The following is a 26912-nucleotide window of genomic DNA, read 5'->3' as shown; positions in this document are numbered from 1 at the left end:
CGCTTATCTGCCGGTGCTCAAAGGAAGTGCACATGTCGCGTATCGATCGTAAAGACCAGATCATCGCCGCTGCCCTGGAGCTGTTTCGCAGCAAGGGTTTTGCTGATGTTTCCACCCGCGATCTGGCCGACCATGCCGGCTTGTCCCGCAGCCACGTCTATCACTATTTCAGCGACTGGAAAGAACTGCGCCGCGAAGCATTCGTGCGGTTCGCCAACGAGCAACTGGACGAAGTGCGTGCGCCCCTGGCAGATGCTCCGCCCATGGACGCGCTGTTGGGGTTCCTGCGTGATTGCCTGCCTTGCACCGCCGATGCGGGCTGGGCACTTTGGCTGGATGCGTGGGACGAGGCGATGCATGATCCGGAATTGGCCCAGGCTTACCTGGTCATTAACGCCCAGTGGCCCTCCATGCTCGCCGAGGTAATCGAGCGGGGTGTCACGAGCGGGGCGTTTCGTTGCGACTCGCCCACACGCGCTGCCCGCCAGTTGTTTGCCGTGGCGATGGGCTATGCCGATGACCTGATGCTCAAGCCCTCCACCGAGTCGGCGGCGGCGGCGCTGGATGAGGTGTTGGAAGTGGCGGGGTTACTTTTGGATTTGCCCAGGGACCATTAGCTGGTCGCTGCTGGCCGATACTGCAGCGCTTCAGCCAGGTGATGGCGGGCAATGCCATCCATCTGCTCGAGATCTGCCAGGGTGCGCGCTACCTTGAGCAGCCGGTGCGCGGCGCGCAGCGACAAGGTCAAACGCTCGCAGGCCGTCTCCAACCAGCCTTCATCTGCTTTCGACAGGGCACAGTGGCGCCTTAGCCCCGGCAGGTCGAGGAACGCATTGGCGCAGCCCTGGCGTCGTTGCTGGCGCTCCCGCGCTGTGGCTACCTGCAATGCTGCGGTGGCGGTGGTGTCGCCGCTCTGTTGGCTCGGGTTCAGCGTCGTGCTTTCCCGGGCTACGGTGAGGTGCAGGTCGATACGGTCCAGCAGCGGCCCGGAGAGCTTGTTGCGATAGCGCTGAATCTGCTCCGGTGTACAGCGACAGCGCCCGCTCGGTTCACCCATGTAGCCGCAGGGGCAAGGGTTCATCGCGGCCACCAGTTGAAAGCGTGCCGGAAAGCTAACCCGGTCACGCGCGCGGGAAATCACAATGTAGCCGGACTCCAGCGGCTCGCGCAGCACTTCCAGGACCTTGCGATCAAATTCCGGCAGCTCGTCCAGAAACAGCACGCCATGATGGGCGAGGGTAATTTCCCCGGGTTGCGGTTTGGAGCCGCCGCCTACCAGCGCCGGACCTGATGCCGAATGGTGGGGTTGGCGAAACGGCCGGTTCGGCCAGTGACTCAACGGCGCCAGGCTGACCACGGATTGGATGGCAGCCACTTCTAGCGCTTCCTGTTCGGTCAAGGGTGGCAACAAGCCTGGCAGACGGCTGGCGAGCAAGGTCTTGCCGGTGCCGGGTGGCCCGCTGAACAGGATTTAGATTACCATTGGACCCATTAGACCTTTTACAAAAAAAGAGTCCCAAAATGCCCAAAATCTGGCCATATGTTCGTTTCAGTAGCGAAGAACAAAAAAGAGGTGACAGCTTACGCCGCCAGAAGGAGTTGATAGCTCGGTTTTCAGCTCGACCTGAGATAGTCGCTGAGGGCGCTCAAATAGACGAGAGCCTGAATCTAAATGACCTCGGTGTTTCGGGATATACAGGAAAAAACCTGCTAAAAGGTCGCTTTAAAGCATTTTTAGACGCGGTAGATAGTGGAGTAGTCAAGGCGGGAGATTATCTTGCTGTAGAGGCATTAAATCGCATTACACGCTTGAACCCTCTTGAAAGTCTTCCAATCATACTCAGACTTGTTCAAGAAAAGGGCGTGCGAATCGCTATAACTTCTGGTTCTCAAATCTATCAGAGAGGCGACGATATTAGCGCGCTCTATATAGCTATTGGGGAGTTGCAGCGCGGTTACAAAGAGTCTCAAGAAAAAGGTATGAGGGTAAAGGAAGCTTGGAATAGTAAAAAAAGACGTGCAGCAGATTTTGGAGAGATTGCAACATCTAGAGTCCCATTGTGGCTGTCGGTTGACTCTATCAAGCTAGAAAGTGGTGGCATCAAGAGGGTGATAAAGGAAATAGATACCCGTGTGGCGGTAGTCAAAGAAATATTCCGTTTGTCAGATAGCAATATTGGAGCAGTTGCTACAGCCCGAATTTTAACAGAGCGCGGTGTGCCGACATTTACAAGAGAAAATGCCAGAAAAAATAGTAACTATGGCGACTTTTGGCAAGTGACGTATGTTAGAAAAATACTTGCAAATAGGGCTGTTCTAGGGAATTACCAACCTATGCAGTGGTTGGAAGTTGGCGGGAAACGTACCAGAGTAAAGCATGGCAGCGAGATAGAAGGTTATTTTCCTCAGATAATAGCAAGGGAACTTTTTGATCGTGTTCAGATTAAGAAGGATGCTCGGAAGATTGAGGGGCAGGGAAACAAAGGTTTGAGATTTAGTAATCTCTTCACAAAAATAGCTTTCTGCTCTGCATGCGGGGCTGTTGCTCATCACGTTAATAAAGGGAAAGACCCAAAAAAAGGGGGCAGATATCTAGTTTGTTACAGAGCTAAGTACGGTTCCTGTTCGTATAAATCATGGAAGTATGAAAAAGTTGAAGCTATGATTCTCAGCTATCTAGCAGAAGCAGACATAAAAAGCATAATGCGTGATGAGGATAAAGTCGAGCTACTCGTAAATGAGCGGTATAAAGTTGAAAGTGAGCGAGTTGCTATTGGCGAAATGCTCGATAATTTCAAACTTGACTTTAAAGAGCTAAAGGGGCGAGTTTCCAATGTTGAAAGGGAGCTAGCTATCGAAAATGAAGCGAGGCTGGCAGAAATAAAGTCGCAGTTGCACGCGTTGGACGCTCGTATTCTAGAGGCAATCGAGCAGCAAAAGGCGGACTTAAAAAATGAGGTCAGGGCTCTGCAAGAGTTGGATAGTGTGGCTGATGAAAATACGGTATTCGAAATAAGGTCTAAGATAAATGCAAGGCTGAAACTTATAGTCGATAGTATAGTTTTAAACTTTGACTTACAGGTTGCCGAAGTAAGATTTAAAAGCGGCATTGTAAGGTATGTTCATGAGCGGGGCGTTTTTGCAAATATATTACCGCCAGCGACACCTGAGCAAAGTATGAAAGACATGAGAGAGATCGAAGAATGGGCTAGTTTGAGTAATGAAGAGAAAAAAGCTAAATGGGCCAATGACGAATTTAGAATCGTTCCTTTGAGGATATAGGGCTGTCCGAGCGTGATTTAATCGATACTATCGGATCTTGAAAAGATTGAAACACATGATAGGATAAAGTTAGGTAGATTAAAAATGCGAATTTTTATCAACCCGTTGATGAAATTCTCACACTTTCCTTCGGAAAGACGCTTCGCTTGAGAGTATTTCACGGGTTCCTGCCGGAACGGCAGAAGCAGAAGAAAAGATAACAACCTATGAGGACTTAATGAATGATCTAAAGAATACTACCATGCTATGGAAACGAATGAATTACTCTGCCCAACGAGGCAAAGTAAAAAATACCCCCGGCCTATCTCAGTTGAAGAGTTCACTTGACCACAGCTTACGCTTAGTCATGAAGAAGGAACTTGAATTTAATTTAGACTTATCTGATCGGAACTTCATCCTTCAAAATAACAAGCTGGTTAGACTTGACAGTTTGACGCTTGAGGATAGGCAAGCAATTGTTGATGAGATAATGAAGTCGGTTCAGAATGATTTAGACATTCACCGAGATCTTTCAAAGCTCAAAGACGACCGCTCCAAATACGCCCACAAGCTTAAAAAGCTATTAATCAAGGAGGATGAACCGGAAGCCATCAAAACACTTATAAAGCGCATTCTGGAAGCCCACAACAGTAAGTTATTACCTTCTCTGATTGATGAAGTCGATTTTATAGGTGTGAGGCGCGCAAACGACAAGAAAAATGCCATAGGCCGTTACGTAGAACTACACAACAAGATTATTGCAATAGGCAATAACTCATTGCACAAAAGCAAAACTGTAGTACAGGAATGCTTTTTTAAATTCCCAGCCAGAAACAATATTGACGAAATAAAACCTGTTGACTATGTTCGCATAATCTACGACTTTCACAAGAGATACCTATCAGATTACGAAATTAAAGCTTGCGTCTTTCATGGTGATGAAGTTTCAAGTCTAGAGCAAATTGATAATGGCGTGCATCCTCACATATTCATATTTGGCAAGAATTCGAAAACGGGTCAATATGATCTAGTACAGGCCCAGCTTGATTTGGTAAATAGATACCTTAAAAGCAAGGGTGAGCCAGCCAAGGCGAACAATTCATTCAAAGCATCACAAACAATAGGTGAGTCTTATCAGCGTCTTGTTTATGAGTACGTAAATAAGCGACTATCCAATTTTGGCTATGGAATAGAAGCATCTATACATGAGAAAACAGAAGCGCATAAGAAAAAGCTTGAGCTAATAGCAGAAGACGCTCATAAAGCAAAAATAATGAGGGGCTTTAATCTGTTGAGTATGTCAAAGAGCGAGTTGGCAAAAGCAGAGCAGCAAAAAAATATCCTAACGACACAACAAGATCGACTTCGTAAGAATATATCGTCTGGTGACAGGCTAAGGTCGAGACTTGTGAAAAAGAACAAGCTGCTCGCAGAACAAACCAACCTGATTATTTTAAATAACCTAGCACTTGAGAAGGAGTTCAATGATACCAAGGCCGCCATTGAGGCTTTAAATAACCAGAAACTTATTCTGGAGCGCGAAAATAACTCTCTACTGGAAAATATTCAAGCGAATGGAAAGGCTCTAGCTAATCAAGTCTGGGCTGTAGAAAAGTCTATTGCTCTATTGGCTCATACAGCTAGTGAACAGCTCGACATGAGGCGTGTATTTGCAGAGTTCAAGAGTGAAAATTTTAGGATGCTCAGTTCTCTATCTCCTAGTGATAGAGTCTATTATATGTATAACATGCGTGAGCGTTTACTACGGGAATGTCTTGATATTCCGAACGACAAAATACACACTAAGACTGATAGATTTAAGCTGAATATTTTAGACGCTTGCAATAGCCTGAAGAAACTAGTTTCCAAAAGAAAATCCAAAGCAAGGCTTCCAGAGCTATAATTTATATACGCTTATGCAAAAGAAAATCAGATGAAGATATGTCAGCGCAGAATATAGAAAAGCCCGCTTTTCAAAAGTGGGCATATATAACTTAAAGTTAACGGTTGGCTTTTTTTCTTAAGAGTTCTGATTCTTCATTAGCTCTCTTCATGAACTCATCCTTAGAAGATTTACTTATTTTATACGTGCCATGACCTGTGTATCCTACAGGGTAGTAAAGTTCAGCGTTGTCACCCGCCCCAATGACCTTAACGCAAATAGCTTTATCTGGCAGGTTGGTTACAGTAAAACCTGTCGTATATTTAAAATCATCGCATGCCTTTTCCAGCACTTCAGCCTTTGCTGGAATTGCTCTTTGCATTGCATAGGTGAAATATTCTTTATTGCCATAAAGCTCTTTTTTCTTTTCAATAATGAACCAGCACTTCTTGTTGATGTTTTCTTTCTCGCAGCCATCGTATACCCAAAATCCTGCAAATCGACCAAAATCGAGGTTGACGTCTGCTTGTGTAACTTCTGCTTTTGCACTAGCAGAAAGAATTGAAAAACTAATTGTTACCCACATAATCATTTTATTCATGGTTTCTGTCTCTCGCTTGTTGACGTTTTTTAAGAGCTTACCAGTTTGTATTTTTTCGCATATTTTTGAATCTTTCATCACTTCTTTTCATGAATTCGTCCTTGGATGATTTGCTGATTTTGTAAGTCCCGTGCCCGGTATATCCAACCGGGTAATACAGCTCTGCTTGATTGCCCGCTCCAATGACTTTAATGCAAATGGCCTTGTCTGGTAAGTTGGTAACAGTAAAGCCTGTCGTATATTTAAAATCGCCGCATATTTTTTCCAACACTTCAGCTTTTGCAGGGATGGCTTTCTGCATTGCGTATGAAAAATACTCTTTATTTCCGTAAAGCTCCTTTTTCCTTTCAATAATGAACCAGCATTTGCCACTGATATTTTGTTTTTCACAGCCTTCGTACACCCAAAAGCCCGCAAATCGGCCGAAGTCTAGATTGACCTCAGCTTGGGTTATTTCAGCTTTTGCTGAGGTAGCGAGCAGTAAGCAGCTCAGAACCATAGAATTGGCAATTATTTTCATCACTGCTACCTGTCAATGATCAAGATTGAATAAATTTTTGGTTGTCAGGTTTTCTATGTTGTGTGATTTATTTGAGTCTCATGTAAAGGATTAATAACAGAGTTGTTATTACGCTTACCAAGAAAAATAGCGTTCGGAACGTTTTTGGGATCCTTTGTACGAGTATCTCTAGTAGTAGAATAGGGATGAATAGAGCAAAAACCCCTATGAACCGCCACCAATGATGGTTGTATCCTAATATGCATAGCGCTAAGAACCATATTATGCTTAGTGCATATGTAATAAAGGATATATCGTTCTCATCTAGCAGATCGACAGCATTCCAAGGGTTGGAAATTTTTCCGTACTGCCTTTTCCGTTCAGCTAATCGCAGGTTTGCAGCAAATGCCTCAGAATAAGTATCGTGAGAGCTGCCGTCTTCACTTATATATTTTCCATTGATCAGTAGAGGAATGTTTGACACTGGATATTATCTCTATCGTTGGTCCAGTTGCCGCACTGTTAGGCCGCTATTCACTGCCGAGTTGCGCTAATACGCTACCCATGCGAGACAATAACCGATACCTACGCCTGCGGTGTTTGGCGGCAAGGGACGCTCGATCCCTTTGGCGATTAACTATACTGAATATGTCTATATTAGATCAATGGCTATACGAAAAATGATCTTCTTGACGTGACTCTAAGGTGCAAGTATCTGATTTTTATCAGGCTTTGCTATGACTCAAACAGCCGTAAAGGCGCTTGGAAAGCGTATCAAAGCTCTTCGCTTGGATAGGAAGCAGACTCAAGCCGGTCTCGCAGAGGCGTTAGGTTGTGAACCTATGACCGTTAGCCGCTACGAACGGGGAAGCTATGCGCCTAGCATCGAGGCACTAGAGCAAATCGCAGAGGCGCTAGGGTGCACTGTGGAGGCATTTTTCGCTTCGCCTCCCTCACCTCATGTAATGCAAGGATGCGATGATCTTCGACATGCGCTTTGCGATATCGCATATCACACCGCTGATGCTGCGCTGCTCAAAGAAATTGTAGAGAGCGCTCAGACAATTTTATCACGTAGTAATAGTTAGCCTTTCTTTGCGCTTGGTTGATCAATCTTCCAGTGGTCGAAAACTTTCCAGCCTCATGGCTATCTCAGATGCTTTTCAAATAAAATTTGACATATCTAATTTGTATGTAATATTTATAAGTAATAAGGTCTAAGTTGATTACTTGGATTTGCAAGGCTGTAGGTATCCCTTGCTGGTGACGTATCTGGTTGTGACTAGTTGGTACGAATCTTATTAAAACAAGCTGGGAAACGGGGGTTCTTTCTTACTCAGCGACTCGCAGGCCACGTGAAAACGTGTTGGACAGAGTGAAAGACAGTAGCGAATCATACTGTAAGTGTCCAAAGTCATAGCGTAGATTTAACGACTATGACGATAGCAAATGCTATCCAAGGCCTACCCTAGAGCTTGAGTAAAGTTTTTTTGCTTGAGGTCTAGGGTAGGCAAACTATGGATAGCATCCCTCTGGGAGCTGGCGTAGCCAGCTTTGTAGAAAGCTTTTAAAAGCTTTTAGTTATTCATATATAGATATAATATATAACTAAGATGAAAAAAATTCCAAGCCAAAATTTTATAAAAGCCTTCCGTTGTTCGCGATGTTGTCGTATGCGCCATCTATCTTGTAGCTGTTTATGATCTCTGTATAGCTCGACGGAGATTTCAAGGCTTCTTCAAGTAGACCTTTTTTTGATAGTGAGACGTAGAGTGCTGCTGAATATGCTTGGCAATTAATAGAGCGTTCATGGTTAAACTCTATATCCGTAAAGCATTCGTATTGAAGTATGCTGTCAGCAATAGTCTCGTTATTGCTAAGGGCGTTTATATATAGCCAGTCATAAAATAAAGTTTTCGGTTCAAGCGGCCAGATTTTTTGATAAAATCTAAATTCGCTAAGACGGCCGCTACTTTTTAAGCGCTCGTCTTTTTTGGCTTCTCTGGACGTTTTATCCAAAATATCAACAAATGGGCCGCCATGTTCGAAAACTTTACTTGCCTGAAATGCACATTCGACACTGAACTTTCGATTATATTTCTTTGTTTCAATCATTAGATTGAATGCGCTAGCTTTTACACCTACGTCAGTGAGCGACTTAGAGGATATCTCTAATATATTTTCAATGTTCAGTGTCTTTGAGATGTTTTGGTGCAGAGAAGTGATGCTTCTCTGCTTCTGTGCAACTGAAAACCCCGGGAACCAGTCAAAAGTTACAAAGGTGGTTTTGACGAGATATTCGGAATCCGTCACCGATATAAATGCGGGTCTTTCAGCCATAGTTACCTCGGATAGAAATACGATGCTCGAATTTTCCATGGAAACTGAGGAAAAGTTCTATTCATTGCCTGTAGTGCAACCAGATCTTTGATCTTATTTTGAGATGTAAAGTTCAAGTCAATAATGTAGTTTGGCGGGATTATACCAGAAACCATGACTTCCGCTTGAACGTCAGTAGTATCGTAACTGTTCAGTTGTAATTGTTTTCTGATCTCCTCTCCCGCGAATAACTTTTCAAGCGCTACGGCGCCTCGTAACTCGTGATCGGGCGTGTCTTTTATGTATCTTGTAGCAGCGTTTGTCTCAGTGAACAAGCAATCGAGTTCCCACATAATGTTTGGGCTTAACCTAATTACAGCCCAGTCATCTGCCGGATAGTTCAATCTCATAGGGTAAAACATTTTGTAATTTGGGAAGCTAATAGATAGGCAAGTCCTATCTTCACGATCATCAAATCTATGGTCATCGTTATGTAAAAACTGAATGCGATTGTTTTGCAGTGTGGAGCGTGGAATTATTCCATTCGTAAGGATGCTGGTTAGATTAGATACTCGGGTAAAATGGATTAAATGTTCTATTTGCCGCATTTGAGCCACTTTCTGAACCATAAAACTTTCCTTGTTGTATAAATGTGTCCAAGTTTCTACCAGCTTCGGAATCGAGTTTCCTAGGTCTCAACTTAATCCCGCCGAAGAGGAATGTCCATAGGCCACTACCAAGGTCTTATAAAAAATGGGTCCAATGCTAGCTTTAAAGAAGCAAATTAAACCAGCCCGTCACTAAAGAAATGGCAGGCTGATCTCGTCAAACCACCGCAGGTTTAGGTGGGGCGACAACCTCCACCATTTCGTTGTAGTGAACTAAATCAATTTCTTCAATCCATTTAAATATGTCTTCAATTACGCTATGGCTTTCCCCCGCCAAGTTTTCAGCCGACTCCTCGTTGATTTCAATTACGTCGCTGTGAGAGTACTTATTAATAAAGCGATAAATTTTTTCTTTTGTTTCGGCCGTAGTTACCGTGCAGTTCTTTAATCCGCTTTCCAATAGGGCGTTGACGTCTGAACGCCCTTTAGGAAATTTAAAAGTGAAAAACGACTCTACTAATTTTCTGGATAGGTTCGCTGTTAAAAAAGCTTCGTCTCTATCAAGGGTCTTGCGCTCTTTATACAGATATAATTTCGAAAAAATGTAATGGTACTCTGAGTTGTAGTCCGTCAAAGAAGAGTCAGCATTCATTAGTAGGGACTCTCTTGGCAGCGCTGCTGTAGTGTCAATTCTGAAAAAGAATGCTACCGGCGGCTTGGCCGGTGTTTTTTTACTTCTATTTTTATTAGTCCCGTTGAACCAGTCTCGAACCAGTTTGTAGTACGTAAAGTTGTGAGTGAGCACAAAAAGCTGCTTAGCATCGATACATCTGGTTTTTAGAAATGAGTATGCGTGGAACAGATGATTTGAGTCAAAGCTTGATACCGGATCATCCACTACGACAATCGTATCTTGTATTCGATTGTTATTTTCCTCCAGCTTAGTTATGAAGTATATAAATGCGATTGCAGTTTTTTCACCCTCGCTGAGATTGCCGTCATGCGTGCCAACATTGTTTCTTATTATCTCGTAACCTTTTCGAGCGCTGTTAAATTTTAAGCACAGTTCGCTACGGCCTATGAATTTATGCAGAGAGTCATTGAACTTGTCCGCACCTATTGTTTCGTTTGATAGAGATGCTTCGATGGTCTTTATTTCTTGCTTGGCTTTTTTTATTGTCTCATCTAAAGCGTTGAGTTCCGCTGTTTTGGTTTCGATAGTCTTTGCTTTACTTCCGAAGCCAAATGCTTTGATTTCACTTGCTGCGTAGTGAAGCTCTAACGCTTCCTTGCTTTTTTTTGTTTCTTTTCCAAAATTGTCGGTTTTATTATCATGTTGTTCGGTGATGTTTTGGACTTCAGTTAGAGTGCTATTGAATGCATCAATTGAAGTCGCAGCTATCTCTTCAATGTTGATTTCGACGTCAAAAGGATTCTCTATTTTTTTATCTAAAGCGATTTGCCACTTTTTGATTTGCTCATTGATTTCGTTCACCGCCGCAGAATTGCGTTGAGCCGCCGCATTTAGAGCCGTGGAGAACTCTTTATATAGTGTCTCTGGGGATGGCAGTATAGGTTGAGTGATGCTTTGATTAATAAGCCACTCGTGGGCTTTGGCTAACCTAGATTGGAAGTTTTTAAATTCTTCACTGAAGTGGCTTTCTATTTCCTTAGCTCTTTGTTCCGATACTTGGTTTCCACAAAACTCACAGCAGCTTGAATTGTGCCGGTGATGTATCTCTATACCATCCTGCACCCATTTCTGAATATCGCTGTTCTGACTTAACCTTTCCAAGGTTTTGCTAACTGCTGTAGTTTTTAGCAAGTCTCTTAGCCTAGTGGAAGCTTGTTTGTAATACTCGTTGTCAAGAACGGTTTTGACGAATCGTATAGCCGGAAGCTGTGCCGATTTAGCTGAGTTGGTAAGCTCAACTATCTTGTCTTTTTGTAATATAGAAGTCGGGTCGTCAATTTTTTCTTTATTTCGACCTATGAAACCCTCTAGTTTTCGCTTGTCATAATTTAAGTAGTAGCTATCACTCGTATCAATTGACTGTAATCCAGTCTTAACATGCCTTGCACTATCCGTCATGAATTTAGCTTGGTCAGTGACAAGTCGGCCGAGCGAAGTATTTTCAATAGTGTATTTTGCGTCTTTTTCTTTTACCTGCTTCTTAAGCTCTTCAAGTTTTTTAATTTCGTCTATCTTTTCTTTAGCCACTAGCAGTATGCTTTTAACGGAGCTGTTCCAATCTATGTTGTCTTGCACAAATTTCTGATTGAAAACTTGAATATTAAGGTTGCTGGTAGCTAGATTTTTTTCTGTTACTGTCGACCCAGCATCTGTTGTAATAGTGAACTCTGAGCCTGTAAAGCTCGGATTAGTAGTCCGCTTTTCAAGGGAGGAGAAAAGACCTGAAAGTGTTGATTTTCCTGTGCCATTCCAACCATATACAAGATTGTACCGCCCGAAGTTCTGGGTCGCCTTGTTATTATAGTTTTTGAATATCCCGAAGTTTTTGAGTTTTTGAATGTTACTTATCATTGCTGCGCTCCGTGCTGACAATTGCATTTTTTATATGTCGGTTGATACCCAGCCAGCATTATTTTGTAGTAGTGGCAGGATGATGGTAGACCAGAACGGAGGATTGCGTATTCACACGTGGCTTGAGCGCCACGATTAGTCCCCCGCCTTGACGAAAATATGAGGTCCAATGCTAGCTTTAAAGAAGCAGGTTGTGGGCGCCCGCCGCCGCAATCAACAGAGCCCTTTTTGCCGCCAGTTGGCCCTGGACTTCGCTGAGGTCGGGGTAGGGCTTGTTCAAGTACAGCAAACCGTCGGACTTGAAGGGTTCAATCGGCACTTGCCCATTCAGGTGCGCCACCACCTGCAGCAGGTGGTCTGCTGCAATTACCTTCAGGCCGGAAGCGAGGCATGCTTCCTCGGTATTGGCCCGAGGCACGATCAAGGTACGTCCCGCCTTGCGTGCCGCCAGGGCCGCGGGCAACACACCTTTTACCGCCCGTACTTCACCAGACAGGGCCAACTCACCGAGACATTCCACGTCATCGAGCATCAGCGCCGGCACCTGCATGCTGGCGGCCAGGATCCCCAGTGCAATGGCCAAATCAAAACGCCCGCCGTCCTTGGGCAGGTCGGCGGGCGCGAGATTGAGGGTGATCCGGCGAGCAGGGTATTGCAGCGCGCAGTTGAGAATGGCACTGCGCACCCGGTCCTTGCTTTCCTTGACCGCTGCTTCTGGCAACCCCACCAGCGTCAGAGACGGCAAGCCGTTGGCCATATGCACCTCGACGGTGACTGCGGGGGCTTCGACGCCAATCTGGGCACGGCTGTGGACGATGGCAAGAGACATGCTCGTTCCTTGAATTAGAGGGCCGCGTCCTGCGGTTTTTCAAGGGTAGACGAGAGAAAGGCGAGCGAAGTGCCGAGGTTTTACAGAACGTATCCCCAACTGAACGCAGAGCCAGTGTGGGAGCTGGCTTGCCAGCGATAGCAATCCGCCGGATATCTATTTCTTGTCTGACACACCGCTATCGCAGGCAAGCCAGCTCCCACATTTTGATATGAGTCGTATCAGGTTATTCCTGGGCAGGGCTCAACCGTGCTTCCAACTCCGCCACCTTCGTCTCCAGGCTCTCCAGCCGCGCACGGGTGCGGGCCAGGACCACCATTTGGCTATCGAACTCTTCCCGGCTTACCAGATCGAGCTTGCTGAAGCCGCTTTGCAACAGCGCCTTGAACTGGCTTTCGATTTCATTGCGGGGCAGTGGAGTGTCGCCGCTGAACAGGCGAGAGGCGTGGCCACTCAGGGCGTCGAGGAGGTCTTTGGGCGCGAGCATGGGAGATATTCCGGAAAACTGTTGGGCGCCAGTGTAACACGCAGCGTCCAGAGCCTTTTCACCGCCGCAGTCGCACGCTTTTCGCGCACAGGCCAGGGCTGTGACGCACTGTTTTTGTGCGTATCGGCATCGCCGCCACGCACCTTCATCCGGCATATGTGAGCAACGGATTGATTTCTATGATTTTTACGGAGCTGGCAAGGTTTCTGCTTAGACGATCATGACCCATGCACTGATGCAGTCGCTGTGACGAATGCAGTGCACTGACGGATCAGGGTACATGTTTCGTCCCCAGCGGTTAGCTGGCGTCGCAATGGCAATTGCCGAGGCGACGATGCGTTACAAAGCCAGGCACTGCGCTTAGACTTGAGACGGGTTTGTTTTCCTGGGGCAAGTCCACCAATTCGGGAGAGAGTTTTCATGAAGCTAGTCACTGCCATCATCAAGCCGTTCAAGTTGGACGATGTACGCGAGTCACTGTCCGAGATCGGCGTGCAGGGCATTACCGTCACTGAAGTCAAGGGCTTCGGTCGGCAGAAGGGTCATACCGAGCTGTATCGCGGCGCGGAATACGTAGTCGATTTCCTGCCGAAGGTGAAGATTGATGTCGCCATTGACGACAAGGATCTTGATCGGGTCATCGAGGCGATAACCAAGGCAGCCAACACCGGCAAGATCGGCGACGGCAAGATATTCGTGGTCAATCTGGAACAGGCTATTCGCATCCGTACCGGCGAAACCGATACCGACGCAATCTAAGCCGCCAAACCCCAACGCCCCAGGAGAAAACAATATGACTCTGCGTAAATTCGCAGGGCTAGGAGCCCTGTTGTCCATCGTAATGCCCAGCCTGGCCATGGCGGCAGACGAAGTGGCGGCTCCAGTCCTCAATTCCGGCGATACCGCCTGGATGCTGACAGCCACCGCGCTGGTGCTGTTCATGACTATTCCTGGCCTGGCGCTGTTCTACGGCGGCATGGTCCGTTCCAAAAATATCCTTTCCGTGATGATGCAGTGCTTCGCCATTACCGGCTTGATCAGCATTCTGTGGGTCGTCTATGGCTACAGTATCGCGTTCGACACCACGGGCATGGAGCAGGGCGTCGTCAATTTCAACTCGTTCTTCGGTGGCATGGGCAAGGCGTTCCTGGCGGGCGTGACCCCATCGAGCATCACCGGGCCTGCGGCACTGTTTCCGGAAGCGGTGTTCATCACCTTCCAGATGACCTTCGCGATCATTACTCCGGCGCTGATTGTCGGTGCGTTCGCTGAGCGCATGAAATTCTCTGCCATGCTGATCTTCATGGCTATCTGGTTCACCCTGGTTTATGCGCCAATCGCACACATGGTCTGGAGCGGCAACGGCGGCCTGATGTGGGACTGGGGCGTGCTGGACTTCGCTGGCGGCACCGTGGTGCATATCAACGCCGGTGTGGCTGGCCTGGTGGCGTGCATCGTGCTCGGCAAGCGCAAAGGCTACCCGACCACCCCGATGGCACCGCATAACCTGGGTTACACCCTGATCGGCGCGGCCATGCTGTGGATCGGCTGGTTTGGCTTCAACGCAGGCTCCGCTGCAGCGGCCAACGGCACGGCCGGGATGGCGATGCTGGTGACTCAAATCGCCACCGCTGCGGCTGCACTGGGCTGGATGTTTGCCGAGTGGCTCACCCACGGCAAGCCGAGCGCACTGGGCATCGCCTCGGGCGTGGTTGCCGGCCTGGTGGCGATTACTCCGGCGGCCGGTACGGTGGGCCCGATGGGTGCCATTGTGATTGGCCTGGCGTCGGGCGTGATCTGCTTCTTCTGCGCCACCAGCCTCAAGCGCAAGCTGGGCTACGACGACTCCCTGGATGCCTTCGGTGTACACGGTGTCGGCGGTATTGTCGGCGCTATCCTGACCGGCGTGTTTGCTGCACCGATCCTGGGCGGCTTCGGCACGGTGACCGACATCGCGGCACAGGTCTGGATCCAGGCCAAGGGCGTTGGGTTTACCGTGATCTACACGGGGATCGTCACCTATGTGATCCTCAAAGTGTTGGACATGGTGATCGGCCTGCGTGTGACCGAAGAGGAAGAGGCGGTTGGCCTCGATCTGGCGGAGCACAACGAGCGCGGTTACAACTTGTAAATACGCGTAAAAAAAATGCCCGGTTCGCCGGGCTTTTTTTTGTCTGGCGTTTGTCAGTCACCAGAGGTTGTGAGACTTTTTATTCAAGTTTGTGACGGGATCCACAAGGCACATTTCACTGTGCGAATGTCTTACAGGCATGTAGGCGTATTCGGCACTTTGTTTTTTCCCAGAGCGCGCTAGAATGCGCGCCGATGGGCGGAGAACTGTATGTGGCAACAGACGTTGATTACCCTGCGGGCAAAGCCCCGAGGCTTTCATCTGGTAACGGACGAGCTGCTCGCGAGCTTGCCTGAAGTGAAGGCTTGTCGAGTCGGCCTGCTGCATCTGTGGCTTCAGCACACCTCGGCTTCGTTGACGATCAACGAGAATGCCGACCCGGCAGTTCGCCGAGACTTCGAGCGTTTTTTCAATGCGCTGGTGCCGCAAGGTATGGCGGGATATGAACACAACGACGAAGGTCCGGATGATCTGCCGGCGCACTTCAAGGGCAGCCTGTTGGGCTGCCAGCTGAGTTTGCCGATCAAGTCCGGCCGCTTGGCAATAGGAACATGGCAAGGCGTTTATCTGGGCGAGCACCGTGATCATGGCGGTGCCCGTAAAGTCCTCGCCACCTTGCACGGTGATGGGGCATAAGCCACTGGTTATCCGGTGGACGTTGATTTTTTTCCGGCGGCCTTCGACAGATGGCGAAGCTGGGCTATAACTAATCTGCTTTTCGCAAGTCATGAGGTAGAACATGAGCGACGATGATCTGGAAAACGACGAACTCGAAGTAGGTGACGAAGACGACACCGAAGAGGGGCTTGAGGCGGCTGCCGAAGACGTGGCAGATGACGACGGTGGCGATGATGCGCCGGCTCCGGCTGCCAAGGGCAAGGCCAAGGCTGCAGTTTCTGTAGATGAACTGCCAAGCGTTGAAGCCAAGAACAAAGAGCGCGATGCGCTGGCCCGGGCGATGGAAGAATTCCTCGCCAAAGGCGGCAAGGTGGTCGAAGTCGAGGCCAACGTAGTGGCTGATCCGCCGAAGAAGCCGGATAACAAGTACGGCAGCCGCCCTATCTAAGGCCGCTGACGTGTTTGCTGAAAAAGCCCGCCGTCGCTGCGGGCTTTTTCATGCCTGCAAGTCGCCGCATATCAATGTGGGAGTTGGGCTTGTGTGGGAGCGGTGTGTCGGTCGGCACATGTGAGGCTGATCCACCGCTATCGCGAGCAAGCCCGCTCTCACATTTTGATTTTCAGTGTTGCTGCAACCGTTACTTCCAGTTGTTGAGCAGCGCTGGCAGCTCAGCCAGGCTGAGAATCTGTGCATCCGGGAGCTTGTCCCCTTCCCACTCCTTGCCCATCGGGTTGAACCACACTGCGCGAAGCCCGGCCTGCTGCGCACCGGCAATGTCATCGCCAGGGTGATCGCCAACGTGCACTGCCGCGCTGGCGTCTACGCCCCCGCGTTGGAGGGCTTCCTGAAACAATCGAGTATCCGGCTTGGCGATGCCGATATCTTCGGCGCGCAGGGCGAAGTGGAAGTAATTCGCCAGGCCAACGCGCTGCACATCCGCGTTGCCGTTGGTGATCACCCCCAACAGGAAATGCTGGCGCAGCGTTAGCAGCATCGGCTCGGCTTCAGGAAATATGGTGAGCTGATGGCGTGCATGTATGAATGCCTCGAAACACACGTCAGCCATTTCTGTAGCTTCAGGCTGAGGGTAGCCGGCTTCTTCAAAGGCGTGCCTCAGTACCTGGTGGCGCAAGAGACTGATGCGATTCTTGAGTTCGGGATGGTGCTGCAGCACTTGCTGGCGCAGGCTGGCGAAATGTTCCAGCGGCAAGTCGCCGACCTTGGAGGCGTTTATCGCCAGCCACTCGCGCATCGAGGCCTCGGCGTTGATGATGACGGGCACGTTGTCCCAAAGGGTGTCGTCCAAGTCGAACGTGATCAGCTTGATGCTCATGAGTCCCCGCCTTTTATACGTTTGGCCCGTGGATGGGCGCTGTCGTACACCGTCGCCAAGTGCTGGAAATCCAGGTGGGTGTAGATCTGGGTGGTCTTGATATCAGAGTGGCCGAGCAACTCCTGCACGGCGCGCAAGTCTTGTGAAGATTCCAGCATGTGGCTGGCAAAGGAGTGTCGAAGCATGTGCGGATGCAGGTTTTGCCCCAGCTCGCGCTCGCCGGCAGCCTTGACCCGCAACTGGATGGCTCGTGGCCCGAGGCGCCGGCCTTGCTGGCTGACAAACACAGCGTCATCCAGCGGATTGCTCATGGCCCGCAGTGGCAACCACACCTGCAAGGCTTCCCGAGCCTTTTTGCCAACCGGCAACACACGAGTCTTGCTGCCTTTGCCATGTACCTGCACCAGGCCATCCGCCAAGTCCAGTTGATCGAGGTTGAGGCTGGTCAGCTCCGAAAGGCGCAGGCCCGAGGAATAGAACAGTTCAAGGATCGCCTGGTCCCGATGGGCGAGGAAGTCTTCCTCGACCGCCCCATCGAGCAGTTGCAGGGTGCGGTCGGCGTCCAGGGTCTTGGGCAGGCGGCGCTCGCCCTTGGGCGGTGCCAGGCCGTTGGCCGGATCGTGATCGCACAGACCTTCGCGATTGAGGTAGTTATACAGGCCGCGCACCGCTGACAGCAGGCGGGCCAGACTGCGCGAGGACTGGCCCTGCTGGTGCAGGCGCGCGATCAGGCTGCGCAGGCTCTGGATATCGAGGGCCTTCCAGCTGCTGATCTGTTGTTTTTCGCAAAACGCCAGGACCTTGTTCAAGTCCCGTCGGTAGGCTTCCAGCGTATGGGCAGACACCTGGCGCTCGCTGCGCAGGTGAGCGCAGTAGGCGTCCAGTTGTCGCTCCATGGCTAGCGCACCGCGCGCATGGCGCTGGTGAAACGCGGCAGGACCCGGCCCAGTACTTCGGCGATGTAGGTCAGGAACAGCGTACCCACCGAGCTTTTATAGTGCTGGGGGTCACGGCTGGCGATGGCCAGTACGCCGTGCAACCCCTGGTGGCTGAGGGCGACCACGGCGGTGGAGCCGATCTGCTGGCGCTGTTCTTCGCCAAACAGGAAGTCCAACTCGTGCTCGCGCAAGGTGCCGCTGATGGTCTTGCCTTCCGACAGCAACCCGCCGATTGCGGTTTGCGCGTCGCTGCCCGTGACCCAGCGACCTACCGACATCGGGGTGTCGTTGAACAGGATCAGGCTGACAAATGGCACCTGGAAGTCCTGGCGCAGACTGTCTTCGACGGCGATGACTACCTCTTCCAGGCTGTTGGCGTCCATCAGGGTCAGGACCAGGCGTCGGGTCTTGTCGAACAGACGGTCGTTATCGCGGGCCACATCCATCAACTGCGAGAGCCGATGACGCATTTCGATATTGCGCTCGCGCAGAATCTTCATCTGCCGTTCCACCAGCGACACGGTGTCCCCACGCTGGTGCGGAATACGCAGGGCCGGCAACAGCTCTTCATGCTCGACGAAGAAATCCGCATTAGCCTCCAGGTAAGCGGCCACGGCCGCTGCTTCCAGACTCTCGCTAGGTGAATGTTTGGCGGGTACCCGGGGCTTATCGGTCATTGGATTGGCTCTCTCATAGACGCACCTGTCCTTCGTATACACGTGTGGCCGGACCAGTCATCTTCACCGGCTGGCCAGGGCCTGCCCATTCGATGGACAAGCGTCCGCCGGGCAAGTCGATCAACAGTGGTGAATCCATCCAGCCCTGGCTGATCGCGGCCACGGCTGCGGCGCAGGCGCCGGTACCGCAGGCCTGGGTCTCCCCCGCGCCACGTTCCCAGACGCGCAATTGCGCGCGTGAACGGTCGATGACTTGCAGGAAACCGACGTTGACCCGTGCCGGAAAGCGCGGATGATGCTCGATCTTCGGCCCCAATTCATGCACCGGCGCATTGTTGATGTCATGGACCCGCAGCACGGCATGGGGGTTGCCCATGGATACGGCGGCCAGTTCGACAACCTTGCCGTCGACGTCCAGCGAATAACTCAAGGCCTGCTCATCAGCCTGGAACGGGATATCCGCCGGCACCAGCCGCGGCGCGCCCATGTCGACACTGATCTGCCCGTCGTTGCGGATGTCCAGCTCGATGATGCCGCTTTTGGTCTCGACACGAATCTGCCGTTTGGCGGTCAGGCGCTTGTCCAGGACAAAGCGTGCAAAACAGCGAGCACCGTTGCCGCACTGTTCTACTTCGGAGCCATCGGAGTTGAAGATCCGATAACGGAAATCCACCTCCGGATTGCTCGGCGCCTCGACAATCAGCAGTTGATCGAAGCCAATGCCGGTGTGGCGGTCGCCCCACAGCTTGGCGTGCTTGGGCAGGATATGCGCGTGCTGGCTGACCAGGTCGAGGACCATGAAATCATTGCCCAGCCCGTGCATCTTGGTAAAACGCAGCAGCATGGTCTTACTCCGGCAGCAGGCTTTCGCCAGCAAACAACTCGGCTACCGTCTCGCGGCGACGCACTTCAAACGCTTGATCACCGTCCACCAGCACTTCAGCGGTACGTCCGCGGGTGTTGTAGTTGGAGCTCATGACAAACCCGTAGGCGCCGGCCGAATGCACAGCCAGCAGATCACCTTCTTCCAGGGCCAATTCACGTTCCTTGGCCAAAAAGTCGCCGGTTTCACAGATCGGGCCGACGATGTCATAGGCTCGGGCTTCGCTATCGCGTGGACGCACTGCTGTGACATTCATCCAGGCCTGGTACAGCGCTGGACGGATCAGGTCGTTCATCGCCGCGTCGACGATGGCGAAATCCTTGTGCTCGGTGTGCTTGAGGTACTCGACCCGGGTCAACAGCACGCCGGCATTGGCGACGATATAGCGGCCAGGTTCGAACATCAGCGTCAGGTCTCGGCCTTCGCAGCGCTCGCGCACGGCCTTGATGTAGTCGGCCGCCAGCGGCGGCTCTTCATCGCGATAACGCACCCCGACACCGCCACCCAGGTCGATATGGTGCAGGTAGATCCCGCATTCGCCAAGGCGGTCGATCAGTGCCAGCAGGCGGTCGAGGGCATCAAGGAAGGGAGGCAGGGTGGTCAGTTGCGAGCCGATATGGCAGTCCACGCCAAGCACTTCCAGGTTCGGCAGTTGGGCGGCGCGGATGTACACGTCCTCGGCGTCGGCGATGGCGATGCCGAACTTGTTTTCTTTGAGACCGGTGGAAATGTACGGGTGGGTACCGGCGTCGACGTCGGGGTTGACGCGCAGGGAGATCGGCGCGCGAACACCCATCTCGGCGGCCACCACTTGCAGGCGCTCCAGCTCGTCGGTGGATTCGACATTGAAGCAATGCACGCCGACTTCCAGGGCGCGACGCATGTCTTCGCGGCTTTTGCCGACGCCCGAGAACACGATTTTGTCAGCCTGGCCGCCAGCGGCCAGTACACGCTCAAGCTCTCCGCGGGACACGATGTCGAAACCGGCGCCCAGACGCGCCAGGACATTGAGTACGCCCAGATTGGAGTTGGCCTTGACCGCGTAGCACACCAGATGCGGTGTACCGTTCAGTGCATCGGCGTAGGCACGGTACTGCGCCTCGATGTGGGCACGGGAGTACACATAGGTCGGGGTGCCGAAGCGCTCGGCAATCGCGGACAACGCCACGCCTTCCGCGAACAGCTCGCCGTCCCGGTAGTTAAAAGCGTCCATGATGTTCCCTTAATTTGTGTCGTGCTTGTGCGCTTTGGATTGCGACGATTGCGCCTGTTCGTTCGGGTCTTGGCTGTCATCGGGCAGGTACAGCGGGCCTTTTTGACCACAGGCACTGACGAGGCAAGCGACCGCGACGAGCGCAGCAAGGGAAGAGATCAGGCGCTTCATGGCTAAATCCTTGAATATGCATTAATTGCGCCCGAGTATACCGACCACCCACGGGCTTGCCTATGCGCCGGGGCACCCGTCCGGCGGGGCTTTGCCGAGATAGTCGTGATTGCGACTACAGCAATCACGGATATTTCATACGGCTACCGAGGGTGAAATCGGTATTCTTTGCAATCATCATGGCTCGTCCGTATCGTGCGGCGCTCGAGCGTGAGTAGACACTTTTTTGAGGTTCCCACCATGAGTTTGACCGAAGCCCGCTTTCACGACCTGGTCGATGCGACCCAGCAAGCGCTGGAAGATATTTTCGACGAGAGTGGCCTGGATGTTGATCTGGAGAGTTCTGCAGGCGTGCTGACCGTCAAGTTCGAGAACGGCAGCCAACTGATCTTCAGTCGCCAGGAACCGTTGCGCCAGCTGTGGTTGGCCGCACGTTCCGGTGGTTTTCACTTTGACTATGACGAAGAAGAAAAACGCTGGTCGCACGACACCAGCGATGAACTTTTGAGTGAAATGCTCGTGCGCATCACTCTGGAACAAGCCGGCGTCGAGCTGGACTTCGACGAGATCTGATCGTGACCCAACCCGTTTCCCCCCGCCCGCCCAAGCCGCTGTTCAGTAATGTCAGCCCGGCGGTGCCGTCACCTTGTATCAGTTTGTGTCGGCTGGATGAGCAAAAAGTCTGCCTCGGCTGTTTCCGCCATGTGGAAGACATCCGGGAATGGCGATCTGCTGATGACCAGCGGCGCCGAGTGATCGTTGCCCGGGCCGAACAGCGCAAGGCTGGCGCCTGACCTTCAGGTCAGCCCATCTTGTTTATTTATTGTGCTGTGGTAGTGTCCGGGTACACCTCAACTCATCGAGGTCCGTGAGAACCCCGCCGTTTCCTGGCGGGGTTTTGCTTTTTTGTGCAGAAAAAAGGAGTCTGCCTGAATCATGACCGCACCTTCCATCATCCTCACCCGCCTTGACGTACAGCGTCTGGAGCAACTGATCGACCGCTTGGGCGACGAGTTTCCTGGTGTCGAAGCGTTGCAAGCCGAACTCGATCGCGCCGAAGACGTGGTTGGCCACGATGAAGTCCCGACGAGTGTCGTGACCATGAACTCCAGCGTGCATTGCCGTGAGCAAGGCAGCGGCAAGGACTATCACCTGACCCTGGTCTACCCCAAGCACGCCAACGCCGATGAAGGAAAAATCTCGATCCTGGCGCCGGTAGGCAGCGCCTTGCTGGGCCTGCAAGTCGGCCAACATATCGATTGGCCGGCTCCAGGCGGCAAGACCCTCAAGCTTGAGCTGCTCAGCGTTGAAGGGCAGCCCACAGACGGCGGCGCATTCCCGCTCTAAAGCTGCTCCAGCGCAGCATTTAGCGCCTGCTCCAGGTCTGCCTTGTAGCGCAGGTACAGATTGCTGGGGCTCTGAACATCGCCAAGCAGGCCGGACAGGTCCAGGTCGGTGATGTAGCAACGGTAGCGCTCGGTTTCCCGGCGCTGCCCGACGATGTCCCGGGCCACCACTGCAAACAATTGATCACCGAACTCCAGTTCGCAAAACTCCCGTTGGTTGCAGTACAGGGTAATGCCTACCTGGCCCGGTGCGCCTTTTCCGGTAATCGCTTGTACCTCGTAAAAGGGTTCATTCGCCGGCGTTTGCGGCGCAGGGCGCGGTTCTACCTGGCGTGCGCGGCCACTGCCTGACGGTAATAGCTGGTAGTACATGATCTGCACTCCAGCCAACGGCTGTTGCGGGTCCAGTGGTGAAAATGCCTCACGGCGATAGATGACGGCTTGCAGGAAGCGCTGCAAGGGCGCCAGCAGACTCTGCTCGTCGTGGAACGGCTGGCGCTGTTGCCAGAGTGCATTGAATTCGTCCAGCACATACAGCTGGGCAAAACCTTCATTGATGCGATAGAAAACCTGCACACAATCCGGCTGCCCCATGGGCAACAACAGCGCCAGGTCGTGGTCTTCCAGCGCCATTGCGTCCAAGTACAGTGGGCTGTAGCTGGCGAGCTCCTCACTGAGGTAATCGACCAGCGCCTGTTGGCTGGCCAATGGCACATGGTTGGCTTGGCCGGGCGACAACTCCATCACGTGATAATGCTGCTGCACCTGAATCAGGTAGCGATGGTTGAGGCGGCTGGACAGCAGGTTTTGCGCGGTGTCGAAAATCTCTTCCACCCGCTGTGCAATGAATTGCGCACGGTTGTGGCAGAAACAGCGCACGCGCAACCGGGGCAGGTGGTCGCCCGGCAGTTGATTGAGGTAGTCGCGTAAGCAGTCGAGCAAGGCGTGAGGCCCGTCGTAGCGGCTGACCATCACCTCGTTCCAGCTATTGAGGGTGACTTGATCCAGGGTCAGGACCAGGTTTTCGCGGACGCCGGCGTAACTCAGCGAGTCGGTGCGCTCGGTGGTCATCAGGATATTCAGGTCGCGATGATGCTTGAGTGGATCGACCCCGACGTTGACCAGCAACAGCACTTCTTCGGGTATCGCCGTTTGCAGCAGCCGAACCTCCTCGACACTGGTCAAGGGCAGGACAACGGTCTGTTGCAGGCTGCCCAGCAGGTTAAACAGTTCGAATTCGGTCAGGTCACTGGCACCAGGGTGCAAGGCCAGGCGGGTGCTGCTGTCGATGACGCCATTGCGATGGCACCACGTGAGCATCTCCAATAAGTCACGGCTGCGCTTGATCGGCGCGAAGTGCTCCCACTCCAGAGCGGTCAGGCTGCCGTTATACAGACCCCAGTGATGCTGGCCAGGCTCCTTACGGTTGGGTGTGTGGACCAGCGTGAGGGTGTCTTCGGCCAAGTCCGGGGCAATCCCTGGGTTGATGAACTCGACCTTGCCGGCCTTGCGTTCGAACGCTGCGTAAAGACGCCGACCCAGTACGTTGAGGTCTCGTTTATTGATCAGGCTGACAGTCTGTTCATTGCGGGCGAACTGGGTCAGGAAGCGATAGCTGTAATTGAGTTCATTGACCAGGGCCCGGCGTTCAGAGGCGACCTGACGGACTTTCCACTGGCTGCGGCTATCGAGTAGTGCCAATTGCCGTTGATCCCAGCCCCACTCAGTTGCCAGTCGTTCCAGCAACGAGCGTTGCCAGCCCGGTGTGCGCTGGCCGGCGCTGAGTTTGCGATTGACCTTCAGGTACAGGCTGCGCCGGACCAGTTCAAGGCGCTCCGGCTCGTCGCGGCCCAGCAGATACTCTTCGATGCGACGATAGACCACGATGTACGGGTCCAGCTCATCCAAGTCCACCCGATTGGCGAATACCGCACGCTTGAAGCGCAGGCTCAGGCACTGCACGTTGGGATGTTCGCTGGCGTAGACCTCAGTCAGCAAAAGCTTGAGCACGGATTTATACGGTGACTCGATGCCCTTGAACAACTGCCACAGGCCGGCGCCGATGAACTCTCCGGGTGGAATGCTGGCCAGGTGCCCGAGGTCGAGGGTTTCGTCCTCGCGAATGAAGCGTTTGGAAATCAATGCGTGGGTAAATTCGGTGTAACGGGTTTCTTCGTAGACAGGCACCAGCCACCAGATAGGTGTGCGACCTGCCAGCCAGATCGCGGTGCGATAGAACTCGTCCAGCAACAGGTAATGCTGGGTGGTGCCGCAATCATCGGAGCTGAGCCGGGTGTCTCGATCACCCAGGATAAAGCGGTTCGGTTCGATCAGGAACAAATGTACTTCCGCGCCCATGGTCAGCGCCCAGGCTTGCAGGAGCTGGCATTTCTTGCGCAGTTCGGCCAGTTCACCCTCGCCCAGGTCCCCGGCATGGCACACCCATACGTCCATATCACTTTGATCGGCCTGGGCCAGCGTACCGAGGCTGCCCATCAGGAACAGGCCGTGGATGGGCCGTGGCGAATTCCCGTGACGGGGCTTGTAGGAAAATGAACGAGCCAGGCGCTGAGCTTCGACCAGCGCCTGGGCATCCGGATCAAAGTTCGACAGGCCTGCTGGCGTACTGCCCGAGACATAGCCTGGCAACATCGGGTGATTTACGTGGAAAAACAGCGGCAGCAGCGTCAGTACGCTTTGTTGGCGCGGTGTCAGGCCCTCAACGGCCCGGGCCATGCGACCTGCGTTAAGCGTCAGGAAGCGCGCGCGAAGTTGGGCCAGTACCTTGCGGTCAATGCCTTCGTCCAGGTCGGGGCGGATTTCGTGGGTGCTGGTCATGTCGAACTCGGCGGCTCGCGAAGCCCGGCGTGGGCGGCCGTGTAGGAGTTTACAGACAGAAGCGTAGGAGGTTTAAGTCGATTTTGTTTTTGGCGTCAGGATTTCATCGAAGGCGCAGGTATGCCCGCGGAATCCGTAAAAGAGGATCCCGTGGGCGATATGGGGTATCAGGCGGCTTCTTTGGTGTTGGCGGTGGTCAGGATCGTCAGTAATGTTTGGGCTTGTTCTGCCGCATCCCGACCCAGGCTGGTCAGGTAGCCACCATCTGGCTGGTCGATCAGTTTTTTCTCGAACAGGCGCTTTGCGGCTGCAATGGCAGTGGGAGCAGCGGTCTGATGGACTTTCAGGCCTTCCTGGGAACTGCCCAGGTTGAAAAGTGCAAGGATTTCCAGTTCGGCAACCAACTCGGGGGTATACGACATAAGGACTCCGGACGTTCTAGGAATTGTTAGACGCTTGCAGCCATAAGGTGAACGCAGTTGAGCGAACTGTCCAGTGTGTAACGGCGAGCTTGCCTGCAAAGAGCATTAACGTTGACGCGGAGCAGTTTGATTAATGCTGTGTGCCCCGGTTTTTGCGACAAGAACGGGCGTTGGCGCGTTCCTGCCGGTACAGGTCACTGCTTTTCTGGCGGCAACTCGGGCAGCGCTCGCAGAGCGGTTTCATACCACTGGGTGTCGAATGCTCGATCCTCGTCCAGCATTGCATCGATTTCAAAGGCAAGTACATGGGCCATCAAATTGAGGATGTCTTCGCGCTCATAGCCCACCAGGGTCAACTTGTTGAATATGGCCTTGGCGGCAGGTGGGTTGTCGCTTTCGATCTGGTTTTCGATGGCTTGGATCAGGGTGGATTCGGCGAACTCTTCTTCGTCGTTATCGATATCGGTTGGCTCGCTCATGGGCAGGCTCCTCAAGGAAAGTGTTTCAGTCTACCGCCATTCAGCCATGTGATGCTGCTGGTCAAGCAATGCATCACGTTCTATAAACAACCCCAGCCAACCCCGCACGGCCTGGAGGCTTTGTCATGCTTAAGCTCTACGGATTCTCGGTAAGTAACTACTACAACATGGTCAAGCTGGCGCTTCTGGAAAAAGGCGTGCCTTTTGAAGAGGTGCCGTTTTACGCCGGGCAAACTGCCGAGGCCCTGGCGGTGAGCCCGCGCGGCAAGGTACCGGTGCTGAAGGTCGAACAAGGCTTTATCAACGAAACCAGCGTGATTCTCGAGTACATCGAACAGACACAACCGCGCCCGGCGCTGATGCCAGATAATGCGTTCCAGCGTGCCCAAGTGTTGGCGTTGTGCAGGGAAATCGAGTTGTACATCGAGCTGCCGGCCCGCAGCTGCTATGCCGAGGCGTTCTTTGGCATGTCGGTCCCGGAGGCGATCAAGGACAAGGCCAAGGCCGAGTTGTTGCTGGGGATTGCTTCGTTGGGGCGGCACGGCAAGTTTGCGCCGTATGTGGCCGGGGAGAGCTTCACAATTGCCGATTTGTACTTCCTGTACAGCGTGGACCTGGCGTGCGCGGTCGGTGGGAAGCTGTTTGGCCTGGATCTGCTGGCAGAATTGCCGAAGGCCAAGGCCCTGCTCAAAACATTGCAGGAAATGCCCAGCGCTCAGCGAGTGGCGGCGGACAAAGACGCGGCGATGCCAACCTTCATGGCGATGATCGCGGCGAAGAAATAATCCCGAACGCCTCAGATCACAAAATGTGGAAGCGGGCTTGCTCCCA

General features: G+C 52.3%; 27 protein-coding genes and 2 pseudogenes. 12 read left to right on the top strand and 17 right to left on the bottom strand.

What is annotated here, in order from left to right:
- Positions 1-32: 32 nt before the first annotated feature.
- Entirely contained in the window at positions 33-617 is a 585-nt protein-coding gene (locus OQ460_RS24095; protein WP_410019770.1) for a TetR/AcrR family transcriptional regulator, read from the top strand.
- Here OQ460_RS24095 and OQ460_RS24090 read toward each other — a convergent pair.
- Positions 614-1471, bottom strand: a pseudogene (locus OQ460_RS24090) (YifB family Mg chelatase-like AAA ATPase); the annotation flags it as partial. The gene OQ460_RS24095 and the pseudogene OQ460_RS24090 sit on opposite strands and share 4 nt — an antisense overlap.
- Before the next feature lie 50 nt (positions 1472-1521).
- On the opposite strand from OQ460_RS24090, the gene OQ460_RS24085 reads away from it, so the two are divergent.
- Positions 1522-3282, top strand: coding sequence for a recombinase family protein (locus OQ460_RS24085; RefSeq protein ID WP_410019769.1), 1761 nt, complete (start codon positions 1522-1524; stop codon positions 3280-3282).
- A gap of 256 nt (positions 3283-3538) precedes the next feature.
- The gene (locus OQ460_RS24080; protein ID WP_410019768.1) at positions 3539-5164 is read left to right on the top strand and encodes a hypothetical protein; all 1626 of its coding nucleotides are present in this window, start codon (positions 3539-3541) and stop codon (positions 5162-5164) included.
- A 97-nt stretch (positions 5165-5261) separates the two neighbouring features.
- Here OQ460_RS24080 and OQ460_RS24075 read toward each other — a convergent pair whose 3' ends face one another.
- Positions 5262-5822, bottom strand: coding sequence for a hypothetical protein (locus OQ460_RS24075; protein WP_410019767.1), 561 nt, complete (start codon positions 5820-5822; stop codon positions 5262-5264).
- Positions 5782-6264, bottom strand: a complete 483-nt coding sequence (locus OQ460_RS24070) for a hypothetical protein (protein ID WP_410019766.1) — start codon at positions 6262-6264, stop codon at positions 5782-5784. The genes OQ460_RS24075 and OQ460_RS24070 overlap by 41 nt, the downstream gene beginning before the upstream one ends.
- A 716-nt stretch (positions 6265-6980) precedes the next feature.
- Between OQ460_RS24070 and OQ460_RS24065 the strand changes: the two genes are divergently transcribed.
- Entirely contained in the window at positions 6981-7331 is a 351-nt protein-coding gene (locus tag OQ460_RS24065; protein WP_122762125.1) for a helix-turn-helix domain-containing protein, read from the top strand.
- Positions 7332-7881: 550 nt separating this feature from the next.
- Here the strand turns inward: OQ460_RS24065 and OQ460_RS24060 are convergent.
- The 5 genes and pseudogenes from OQ460_RS24060 to OQ460_RS24040 form a co-directional block, all read right to left on the bottom strand.
- Positions 7882-8583 carry a DarT1-associated NADAR antitoxin family protein gene (locus OQ460_RS24060; RefSeq protein ID WP_410019765.1) on the bottom strand — a complete coding sequence of 234 codons (702 nt, stop codon included), beginning with the start codon at positions 8581-8583 and terminating at the stop codon, positions 7882-7884.
- A 2-nt stretch (positions 8584-8585) separates the two neighbouring features.
- Positions 8586-9191 (bottom strand): DarT ssDNA thymidine ADP-ribosyltransferase family protein, encoded by a 606-nt coding sequence (locus tag OQ460_RS24055; protein ID WP_410019764.1) that lies wholly within the window; start codon positions 9189-9191, stop codon positions 8586-8588.
- A gap of 196 nt (positions 9192-9387) precedes the next feature.
- Entirely contained in the window at positions 9388-11715 is a 2328-nt protein-coding gene (locus tag OQ460_RS24050) for an AAA family ATPase (protein ID WP_410019763.1), read from the bottom strand.
- Positions 11716-11896: 181 nt separating this feature from the next.
- A pseudogene (locus OQ460_RS24045) lies at positions 11897-12544 on the bottom strand (magnesium chelatase domain-containing protein); the annotation flags it as partial.
- A gap of 226 nt (positions 12545-12770) precedes the next feature.
- On the bottom strand, positions 12771-13031 hold the full coding sequence (locus tag OQ460_RS24040) for an accessory factor UbiK family protein (RefSeq protein WP_410019762.1): 261 nt from the start codon (positions 13029-13031) through the stop codon (positions 12771-12773).
- Between the two features lie 420 nt (positions 13032-13451).
- Here OQ460_RS24040 and glnK point away from each other — a divergent pair, with 420 nt between their 5' ends.
- From glnK to sutA, 4 genes are all read left to right on the top strand, one after another.
- On the top strand, positions 13452-13790 hold the full coding sequence (glnK, locus tag OQ460_RS24035) for a P-II family nitrogen regulator (RefSeq protein ID WP_002555808.1): 339 nt from the start codon (positions 13452-13454) through the stop codon (positions 13788-13790).
- A gap of 34 nt (positions 13791-13824) precedes the next feature.
- On the top strand, positions 13825-15162 hold the full coding sequence (locus OQ460_RS24030; RefSeq protein ID WP_410019761.1) for an ammonium transporter: 1338 nt from the start codon (positions 13825-13827) through the stop codon (positions 15160-15162).
- Between the two features lie 210 nt (positions 15163-15372).
- Entirely contained in the window at positions 15373-15798 is a 426-nt protein-coding gene (locus OQ460_RS24025; RefSeq protein ID WP_410019760.1) for a secondary thiamine-phosphate synthase enzyme YjbQ, read from the top strand.
- Between the two features lie 103 nt (positions 15799-15901).
- Positions 15902-16228: a transcriptional regulator SutA gene (gene sutA, locus OQ460_RS24020; protein WP_410019759.1), complete on the top strand. Its 327-nt coding sequence runs from the start codon at positions 15902-15904 to the stop codon at positions 16226-16228.
- A gap of 190 nt (positions 16229-16418) precedes the next feature.
- Here sutA and OQ460_RS24015 read toward each other — a convergent pair whose 3' ends face one another.
- The 6 genes from OQ460_RS24015 to lptM are packed head-to-tail and all read right to left on the bottom strand — an operon-like array spanning position 16419 to position 20996.
- A complete protein-coding gene (locus OQ460_RS24015) occupies positions 16419-17114 on the bottom strand; it encodes an HAD family hydrolase (protein ID WP_410019758.1) in 696 nt (231 codons plus the stop codon).
- Positions 17111-18010, bottom strand: a complete 900-nt coding sequence (gene xerC, locus OQ460_RS24010) for a tyrosine recombinase XerC (RefSeq protein WP_410019757.1) — start codon at positions 18008-18010, stop codon at positions 17111-17113. Before xerC ends, OQ460_RS24015 begins: the two co-directional genes overlap by 4 nt.
- A gap of 2 nt (positions 18011-18012) precedes the next feature.
- The gene (locus OQ460_RS24005; RefSeq protein WP_410019756.1) at positions 18013-18729 is read right to left on the bottom strand and encodes a DUF484 family protein; all 717 of its coding nucleotides are present in this window, start codon (positions 18727-18729) and stop codon (positions 18013-18015) included.
- 13 nt (positions 18730-18742) lie between these two features.
- Entirely contained in the window at positions 18743-19573 is an 831-nt protein-coding gene (gene dapF / locus OQ460_RS24000) for a diaminopimelate epimerase (protein ID WP_410019755.1), read from the bottom strand.
- Between the two features lie 4 nt (positions 19574-19577).
- The gene (gene lysA / locus OQ460_RS23995; RefSeq protein ID WP_410019754.1) at positions 19578-20825 is read right to left on the bottom strand and encodes a diaminopimelate decarboxylase; all 1248 of its coding nucleotides are present in this window, start codon (positions 20823-20825) and stop codon (positions 19578-19580) included.
- 9 nt (positions 20826-20834) lie between these two features.
- Positions 20835-20996 (bottom strand): LPS translocon maturation chaperone LptM, encoded by a 162-nt coding sequence (gene lptM / locus OQ460_RS23990; protein ID WP_410019753.1) that lies wholly within the window; start codon positions 20994-20996, stop codon positions 20835-20837.
- A 240-nt stretch (positions 20997-21236) separates the two neighbouring features.
- On the opposite strand from lptM, the gene cyaY reads away from it, so the two are divergent.
- The 3 genes from cyaY (at position 21237) to rnk (ending at position 22343) form a co-directional block, all read left to right on the top strand.
- On the top strand, positions 21237-21569 hold the full coding sequence (gene cyaY, locus OQ460_RS23985; protein ID WP_410019752.1) for an iron donor protein CyaY: 333 nt from the start codon (positions 21237-21239) through the stop codon (positions 21567-21569).
- A gap of 2 nt (positions 21570-21571) precedes the next feature.
- Positions 21572-21790 (top strand): DUF1289 domain-containing protein, encoded by a 219-nt coding sequence (locus OQ460_RS23980; protein ID WP_410019751.1) that lies wholly within the window; start codon positions 21572-21574, stop codon positions 21788-21790.
- A 142-nt stretch (positions 21791-21932) separates the two neighbouring features.
- Positions 21933-22343 carry a nucleoside diphosphate kinase regulator gene (gene rnk / locus OQ460_RS23975; protein ID WP_410019750.1) on the top strand — a complete coding sequence of 137 codons (411 nt, stop codon included), beginning with the start codon at positions 21933-21935 and terminating at the stop codon, positions 22341-22343.
- On the opposite strand, the gene OQ460_RS23970 is transcribed toward rnk, so the two are convergent.
- The 3 genes from OQ460_RS23970 to OQ460_RS23960 all read right to left on the bottom strand — a co-directional run bounded on the left by OQ460_RS23970 (position 22340) and on the right by OQ460_RS23960 (position 26081).
- Positions 22340-25180 carry a class I adenylate cyclase gene (locus tag OQ460_RS23970; RefSeq protein ID WP_410019749.1) on the bottom strand — a complete coding sequence of 947 codons (2841 nt, stop codon included), beginning with the start codon at positions 25178-25180 and terminating at the stop codon, positions 22340-22342. The two genes, rnk and OQ460_RS23970, sit on opposite strands and share 4 nt — an antisense overlap.
- 167 nt (positions 25181-25347) lie before the next feature.
- A complete protein-coding gene (locus tag OQ460_RS23965) occupies positions 25348-25602 on the bottom strand; it encodes a TIGR02647 family protein (RefSeq protein ID WP_410019748.1) in 255 nt (84 codons plus the stop codon).
- Positions 25603-25796: 194 nt separating this feature from the next.
- A complete protein-coding gene (locus tag OQ460_RS23960) occupies positions 25797-26081 on the bottom strand; it encodes a hypothetical protein (protein WP_410019747.1) in 285 nt (94 codons plus the stop codon).
- 125 nt (positions 26082-26206) lie between these two features.
- Here OQ460_RS23960 and OQ460_RS23955 point away from each other — a divergent pair, with 125 nt between their 5' ends.
- Entirely contained in the window at positions 26207-26866 is a 660-nt protein-coding gene (locus tag OQ460_RS23955) for a glutathione S-transferase family protein (protein ID WP_410019746.1), read from the top strand.
- The last annotated feature ends 46 nt before the right edge of the window (positions 26867-26912 follow it).

Origin of the sequence: Pseudomonas imrae (genome assembly GCF_046352735.2) — a bacterium.
GTDB lineage: Bacteria > Pseudomonadota > Gammaproteobacteria > Pseudomonadales > Pseudomonadaceae > Aquipseudomonas > Aquipseudomonas imrae.
The sequence above is the reverse complement of the archived record's forward strand: the minus strand, read 5'-3'. Positions and strand labels throughout refer to the sequence as shown.